This is a genomic window from Micrococcus sp. HMSC31B01, assembly GCF_001816085.1.
Classification (GTDB): Bacteria; Actinomycetota; Actinomycetes; order Actinomycetales; family Micrococcaceae; genus Micrococcus; species Micrococcus luteus.
On sequence record NZ_KV825127.1, the window covers coordinates 1 to 6814 of the forward strand.

Annotated in this window: 8 protein-coding genes and 2 pseudogenes; 9 read left to right on the top strand and 1 reads right to left on the bottom strand. The window is 71.1% G+C overall.

Annotated features, from left to right (window positions below):
- Positions 1-235: 235 nt before the first annotated feature.
- Both HMPREF3105_RS06505 and HMPREF3105_RS06510 read left to right on the top strand, forming a co-directional pair.
- The gene (locus HMPREF3105_RS06505; protein WP_041104408.1) at positions 236-679 is read left to right on the top strand and encodes a DUF3151 domain-containing protein; all 444 of its coding nucleotides are present in this window, start codon (positions 236-238) and stop codon (positions 677-679) included.
- A gap of 8 nt (positions 680-687) precedes the next feature.
- A complete protein-coding gene (locus HMPREF3105_RS06510) occupies positions 688-1329 on the top strand; it encodes a thymidine kinase (RefSeq protein ID WP_010079593.1) in 642 nt (213 codons plus the stop codon).
- A gap of 178 nt (positions 1330-1507) precedes the next feature.
- Here the strand turns inward: HMPREF3105_RS06510 and HMPREF3105_RS06515 are convergent, their stop codons facing one another.
- Positions 1508-2830, bottom strand: a complete 1323-nt coding sequence (locus HMPREF3105_RS06515) for a short-chain fatty acid transporter (RefSeq protein ID WP_044658673.1) — start codon at positions 2828-2830, stop codon at positions 1508-1510.
- A 159-nt stretch (positions 2831-2989) separates the two neighbouring features.
- Here HMPREF3105_RS06515 and HMPREF3105_RS13365 point away from each other — a divergent pair, with 159 nt between their 5' ends.
- The 7 genes and pseudogenes from HMPREF3105_RS13365 to bioB all read left to right on the top strand — a co-directional run.
- On the top strand, positions 2990-3157 hold the full coding sequence (locus HMPREF3105_RS13365) for a recombinase family protein (RefSeq protein WP_186315055.1): 168 nt from the start codon (positions 2990-2992) through the stop codon (positions 3155-3157).
- Between the two features lie 25 nt (positions 3158-3182).
- Positions 3183-3284: pseudogene (locus tag HMPREF3105_RS13695) on the top strand (recombinase family protein); the annotation flags it as partial.
- A gap of 166 nt (positions 3285-3450) precedes the next feature.
- Entirely contained in the window at positions 3451-4137 is a 687-nt protein-coding gene (locus tag HMPREF3105_RS06525; protein WP_036317302.1) for a helix-turn-helix domain-containing protein, read from the top strand.
- Positions 4138-4252: 115 nt separating this feature from the next.
- Positions 4253-4443: pseudogene (locus HMPREF3105_RS12700) on the top strand (transposase); the annotation flags it as partial.
- A gap of 78 nt (positions 4444-4521) precedes the next feature.
- On the top strand, positions 4522-5115 hold the full coding sequence (locus HMPREF3105_RS06530) for a GNAT family N-acetyltransferase (RefSeq protein WP_205810640.1): 594 nt from the start codon (positions 4522-4524) through the stop codon (positions 5113-5115).
- Between the two features lie 65 nt (positions 5116-5180).
- On the top strand, positions 5181-5615 hold the full coding sequence (locus tag HMPREF3105_RS06535) for a hypothetical protein (protein WP_070709005.1): 435 nt from the start codon (positions 5181-5183) through the stop codon (positions 5613-5615).
- A 107-nt stretch (positions 5616-5722) separates the two neighbouring features.
- The coding region (bioB, locus tag HMPREF3105_RS06540) for a biotin synthase BioB (RefSeq protein ID WP_070709006.1) at positions 5723-6814 on the top strand (1092 nt) is incomplete at its 3' end.

Genomic DNA, 6814 nt, shown 5'->3' on the forward strand with positions numbered 1-6814 from the left:
CGAGGGCGGCGACGCCGACGGCCAGCGGGGCACGGCGGCGGGCGGGCGCGGGGTGGGTCATGGAGGCTCCTTCGACGGCATCGGCGGCCCGGCCCCGGGAGCGTGGGGCTGCGGACGGACGCTGCGCCTACGGTACCGGACCGTCCTGGACGCGGGGACGGCGATCCGTCCGGCGTCCGGCGCCGTCGATAGACTCGGCCGCGACCGCATCGTCCGCGAGGAGAAGAGGCATCCCATGTCCGAGTCCCTGATCGGCAAGAACCTGATGGAGCCGCCGGCCACGCGCCTGCCGGAGGAGCCGGAGGTGCTGGCCCGGCTCGAGGCAGGTGACCTGCCCGAGGACATCGTGCCGGTGGCGCCCGAGTCCTCCCTGGTGTGGGCGCTCATGGCGGAGGACGCGTGGGCCGAGGGCCGGACCGTGGACTCCTATGCGTACGCCCGCGTCGGCTACCACCGGGGCCTGGACGCGCTGCGCCGGGCGGGGTGGCGCGGCGCCGGCCCGGTGCCGTACGCCCACGAGCCCAACCGCGGCTTCCTGCGCGCCCTGTACGCGCTGGGCCGCGCGGCCGCCGGGATCGGGGAGTCCGACGAGGTCGAGCGCATCCGCACCTTCCTGCGGGACTCGGACCCCACGGCGGCGGGCCAGATCGAGGCCGACCAGGGCCGCGCCGGGGACTGAGCGGAGCCGTGGCCAAGCTCTACTTCCGCTACGGGGCCATGAACTCCGGCAAGTCCACGGGCCTGCTGCAGGCCGCCTTCAACTACGAGGAGCGCGGCCAGCGGGTGCTGCTGGCCAAGCCGGAGGTGGACGTGAAGGGGGAGGGCGACGTCGTCTCCCGCCTCGGTGTGACCCGCGCCGTGGACTTCCTCGTCCCGGCGGGAGCGGACGTGCGGGAGCTGTTCCGCCGGCACGCCACCGGTGACGACCCGGACGCCCTCGTGGGGCACGTGGAGGCCCCGCCCGTGGCGTGCCTGCTCGTGGACGAGGCGCAGTTCCTCGAGCCGGCGCAGGTGGACGACCTGCTGCGCATCGCCGTGCTCGACGGCGTCCCCGTGATCGCCTACGGGCTGCGCACCGACTTCCGCACCCGCTCCTTCCCGGGCTCCGCACGGCTGCTGGAGCTGGCGCACTCCCTCGAGGAGCTGAAGACCATCTGCCGGTGCGGCCGGAAGGCGGTGTTCAACACGCGCAAGGTCGTGGACCCGGCCACGGGCGCCGAGCACTTCGTGTTCGAGGGGGACCAGGTGGCGATCGACGGTGTCCAGGTGACCTACGAGTCCCTGTGCGGCACGTGCTACCTGGCGGAGTCCGGCGGTGCCCTGGGCTGAGGCGGCCATTGCCAGGCAACTGCCAGGCTGCGTGACGGCTGCGCCCATGCTCGGTTCGTACGGTGGAACCACTTCATCGAGGTGCGAGTGATGAAGGTGCGAGTGATGACAGGCGAAGGGCCCCGGTGATCCCGGGGCCCTTCGTCTGTCCTGCCACGTCCGGCATCGGCCGATCGGGTCAGAGCGAGACGAGCAGGAGCGTGCCGCCGAAGACGAGCCCCGACGCGAGCAGCACGACCGTGGTGTACCCCAGGATGTCGCGCATCTTCAGCCCGGCGATCGCCAGAAGGGGGATTGCCCAGAACGGCTGGATCATGTTGGTCCACTGGTCGCCGTAGGAGACGGCCATGATGGTGATGGCCGGGTCCACGCCGAGCGCGTCGCCGGCCTGGAGCATGATCGGGCCCTGCACGGCGAACTGTCCGCCGCCGGAGGGGACGAAGAAGTTCACGAGGCCCGCGGCCAGAAATGCCAGCAGGCCGAACGTCACCGGGTTCGAGATCGCCACGAAGGCGTCCGAGAGCACCGCCACCAGGCCGGTGGTCGTCATCATGCCGAGGATGCCCGCGTAGAGGGGGAACTGCAGCAGGATCTCGCCCACGTTGGACGCGGCCGACTGGGTGAGGCCGATCAGCTCGTGCGGGCTGCGCACCAGCAGCAGGATCAGCGCGAGGAAGGACCAGTTGACGATGTCCAGGGTGAGGGTGCCGCCGCCGACGAAGTGCATCACCAGATAGACCACGAGCATGGCGCCCACGAGGAGCGTGGGGACACGGGAGGCGTCGAGGCGGTCCGCCGGCGTCTCGATCTCCGGTGCGGGCACGGCGTCCTGGTCCCGCGCGTCGATCTCCAGCTCCACGATCCGGTCCCCGGCGCGCGGGGCGACGAGGAACAGGGCCAGGGCCACGACGAGCACGGTCACCACGGCGGCGGTGATGTTCCACCAGGAGAAGGTGGTCTCCGAGACCGGGACCGTCCGGCCGTCCAGGCTCTCCGTGAGGAACGAACCGGGGGTGGCGGCCGTCAGCGGGCCGGAGCCCGAGTACCCCATGTGCCACACCACGAACCCGGAGAACCCGGCGGCCACCAGCATCGGGAAGTGCAGGACCAGCCCGCGCTCACGGGCCTGCGCCGCGACCTCCTTGGCCAGCAGCGCACCGACCACCAGGCCCAGGCCCCACGTGATGAGGGAGGCCGCCGCCGCCACCACGAACACGAAGATGTAGGCGGCCAGGGGCGTGCGGGGAATGCTGGCGAGCCTGGCGAGCAGACGGCGCACCGGGCCGGTGTTCGCCAGGATGTGTCCGAGCATGAGCACGAGCGCCATCTGCGTGATGAACGCCAGCAGTCCGGACAGACCGTCACCCCAGCCCACGACGACGTCGGCCGGCCCGGCCGGAGTGAGCAGCAGGCACAGGGCTGCCACCGCGAACGTGAGCACGATGGTGAACACGAGCGAGGACGGGATGAACCGCTCCATCGTCGTGTTCAGCGGGCGCATGGCGCGGCTGAAGAACGTGCCCTCGCGGGCGGTACGGCCCGAGGGTCCGGGTGTGGGCGGACGTGTGGACGTGGCGGACATGAGGCTCCTGTTCAGGGTGAGAGGCCACGGCGAGAGTGATGTGGATCACTCTAGGCGCTCGATCGTCGTGGGCGGGACGTGGGCCGCGTCCCTGGCCGGGAGCTCGCTGACGAGAGTGCCGGCGCGGTCGATCCCCCAGCGGTCGACGACGTCGTGGCCCGGCTCGGCCGGGTCACCCGGAATCTGTACGCGATCGTGGACGAGCTCACCGACAAGGGATGCACCGTGCGGGTCTCGACCGAGTGAGATCACGGTGCCCAGGCCCGGCACTTCCCCCGTAGCCGGACTCATGCTCGGCATCCAGGCCGCATTCGCTGAGTTCGCGCGTCGAAGGATCAAGGAGCGCCAGGCCGAAGGGATCGCCCTGGGGCGTGTTGTTTCCTTCCAAGCGCTGCTGTCGATGGCCCTCGCGTCTCCGCTCTGGTGGAGTACGGCTCTAGAGAGAGGGCCACGCGCTCTCGGCGCATGGCATGACAGGGTCTCAAAGCCAGGGCTCCCCGGGCATGCATGAACAGGCCCGACTCCGGTACTCTTCTTGCATGACTCTTCTGACGGTGGGGGAGGCCGCCGAGCGCCTCAAGGTCTCCGACCGCTATGTGCGGCGTCTCGTCGAGCGCGGTGATGTGCCGGCCCGCCGCCTCGGAGAATCCTGGTTCATCGATGAGCGCGCCCTGGCCCGTCGTGCCCGCAGGGCGCCGGGTATCGGCCGCACCTGGGCTCCGCGGACCGCCTGGGCCGCCGTCGACCTCCTTGCCGGAGGAAACGGACGGGCCTTCCTTGACCAGCCGCGGATCTCCCGTCTGCGCTCCCGGCTGCGAACGCTCACCGCTGCCGAGATGCACCGACTGGCTGAGAACAGGGCCCGGCCCCACCGGTTCCACGCCTCGCCTCGAGCCCGAGCCAAGCTCGCCGACGTTCTCGTGCCCTCGGGGGTGTCCGCCCTGGATCAGTCGGATCTCGCCCGCCGCTTCGGGCTCGCCGCTGTCGAAGGGAACCAGCGGGAGGAGGGCTATCTGCTCGGCGACCTGGAGGCTCTCCAGTCGCGGCTCCGCCTCGACGCCTCGGCGGCGGGGGAAGTGGTGATCCGCCACATACCTGCACCCGTGGATCCCTCCGCCCTGCTTCGCACTGAAACAGTCGTGGCGCTGGACCTCATGGACTCCGACGACGTCCGTGAGCGGGCCGCCGGGCGAGAGGCCCTCGATCGACTGTTGCATCGTGTCTGAGCCGCGTCACCTGAGCGTGGAGGACCTCCTCGGATGTGAGGCGGGCCTCGGCGCTGGAGATGGCCTAGGGCGTGTCTGAGAATGGCTCCAGGGACCCGCTGAGATCCGGGGAGCTATGTCCCGGTTCCAGGTCGTCTCCGACGCCAAATCGGAGCTGATCGCCCCGCTGCTCCAGACCGCACGGGCCAGCAGGGCCGACCCTTCTCGGATGCCCGCACGATGGTCGAAGCGATCATCTGCCAGTGCAGGTGCGGGACTCCGTGGCGGGATCTGCCCGAGGTCAACGGGCCCTGGCTGGCCGCGTGGATCTGACATCGACGCAGGGTGCGGGCACTGGTCTGTCCGGGGGCTGACTCGAGAACTTTTGTTCGTACCCTGTCTGTCATGGCCACCCCTCTCCTGGAGCTCGCCGCGAGTCGAGGCGTCTGCTTCCCGCTGCGAGCCCGCCGGCTGACCCTCACCCCGTTCCGGGGTCTCGATGCACCCGCCGTGTGGAGCTTCTGCCGTCGTGAGCAGGTGTGGTCGTGGACCTCCGGCCGCCCGGAGAGTGAGAACGCGCTGCGCGAGTCCTACCTCGGGGCGGGGGACCGTCTCACCGTGCGGGCCGGAGACGTCATCGTCGGTGTCGGGAAGGTCGCGGTGCAGGACGCGTGGAGTCAGGGCGGCCCGCGGGAGGAAGCCCGGGACGCCCAGGCCGAGCTCGGCTGGACGATCGATCCGCGCCAGGCCGGGCAGGGCTATGGCACCGAGCTTGCGCGAGCCCTGCTGGGCTTCGCGTTCGACGATCTGGGTGTGCGGCGCGTGGAGGCTCATGCCTTCGCGGACAACGCTCCGAGCCTGCGCATCATGGAGAAGGTGGGGATGCGTCACGAGGGCACGTTCAAGGAGGAGTCTCTGCATCTCACGCGCGGCTGGGTGGATGGCGCCACCTACGCGATGCTCGCCTCGGAGTTCCATCCGCCCCTTACGCAGGAGTGATCCCGCCGGCCACGACCGCATGATCTGCCGCTCCGCCTCCGAGGGCCGTGTGCCAGCATGGGGCTATGAGCCGGGTGGGGAATGAGCGTGAGTGGCGGTGGCGCATCGGTGTGGCATCTGCCCTGGTGGGTTCGGCTGGTGTGTTCGCGGGGCTGCGGCAGGATCTGGGACTGGGGTGGGGTCTGACGCTGGTGGCCGTCACGGCCCTCGGGGCGATGCTCGCCTTGCGAGGGGTGCATCACCGGGTCGAGGCGGAGCAGGCTCGCCGCAACGTGTTCGACGCCGGAGCCGGCTCCACCGCGTGGGTGATGCTGCTGATGGGGGCCGCGGTCATTCCGGCGCTGGTGCTGAACGTGATCGACGACGCCGGCGTCCGGGCGGTCGGGGCCGGTCCGCTCGGCGCGGTGCTCGCTGCCGCCGCCCACGGCATCCTCGCGGCGACGACGCTCGAGGAGCAGCCCCGGCCCGAGCCGGTCCCTCTGGACCGGCGCAGGCGCTGACGTCGGGGTCATGGCCCCCCGCTCCTGAACACTGTTCAATGAACACTGTTAGAGTCCCTCGGGTCAGACCCGCCCGGGGCCGAGCCCCGCCCACCGGAGAGGCCCGCATGACCGCCACCCAGGACGCCGCCGCCGTCGACCCCCGCCCCGCCGCCGCCCTCGACCCCGAGGCCCTCGTGGACCGCGTCGAGGCGGGCCACCGCCTCACCGCTGAAGAGGCCGTCGCTGTGCTGGACGCCCCGGACGCGGACACGTTCCGCATCGTCGCGGCGGCCTCGCGCCTGCGCGAGAAGCACTTCGGCCGCACGGTCAAGGTCAACTACCTGGTCAGCCTCAAGACCGGCCTCTGCCCGGAGAACTGCACCTACTGCTCCCAGCGTCTCGGCACCGAGGCCGAGATCCTGCGCTACACGTGGCTCAAGCCGGAGGAGGCCGTCCGCCAGGCGGGCCTGGGCATCGCCGGCGGCGCCTCGCGCGTGTGCATGGTGGCCTCCGGCACCGGTCCCACGGACCGCGACGTCGACCGCGTGGCCGGCATGGTCGGCGACCTCAAGGCCCAGCACCCGGACGTCGAGGTGTGCGCGTGCCTCGGCTTCCTCAAGGACGGTCAGGCCGAGAAGCTCAAGGACGCCGGCGTCGACGCCTACAACCACAACCTCAACACGGCCGAGTCCCACTATGAGTCCATCTGCACCTCCCACACCTACGAGCAGCGCGTGGACACCGTGCAGCGGGCCGGCGCCGCCGGCCTGTCCTCCTGCAGCGGCCTGATCGCGGGCATGGGGGAGACGCACGAGCAGCTCGTCGAGGCCGTCCTCGCGCTCCGCGACCTGGACTCCGACTCCATCCCCGTCAACTTCCTCATGCCCTTCGACGGCACCCCGCTGCAGGGCCACCAGCAGCTCACCCCGCTCGAGTGCCTCCGGATCCTCGCCATGGTCCGCCTGGCCTGCCCGGACAAGGAGCTGCGCATCGCCGGCGGCCGCGAGATGCACCTGCGTTCCCTGCAGCCGGTCGGCCTGCAGGTGGCCAACTCGATCTTCCTCGGCGACTACCTCACCTCCGAGGGCCAGGACGCCGAGGCGGATCTGCAGATGATCGCCGACGCCGGCTTCACCGTGCTCGGCGCCGAGGAGCGTGCGCGGCGGGCCACGGCCGACGACGGCGCCCCGGCCGGCGGCTGCTGCGCCGGCACGGAC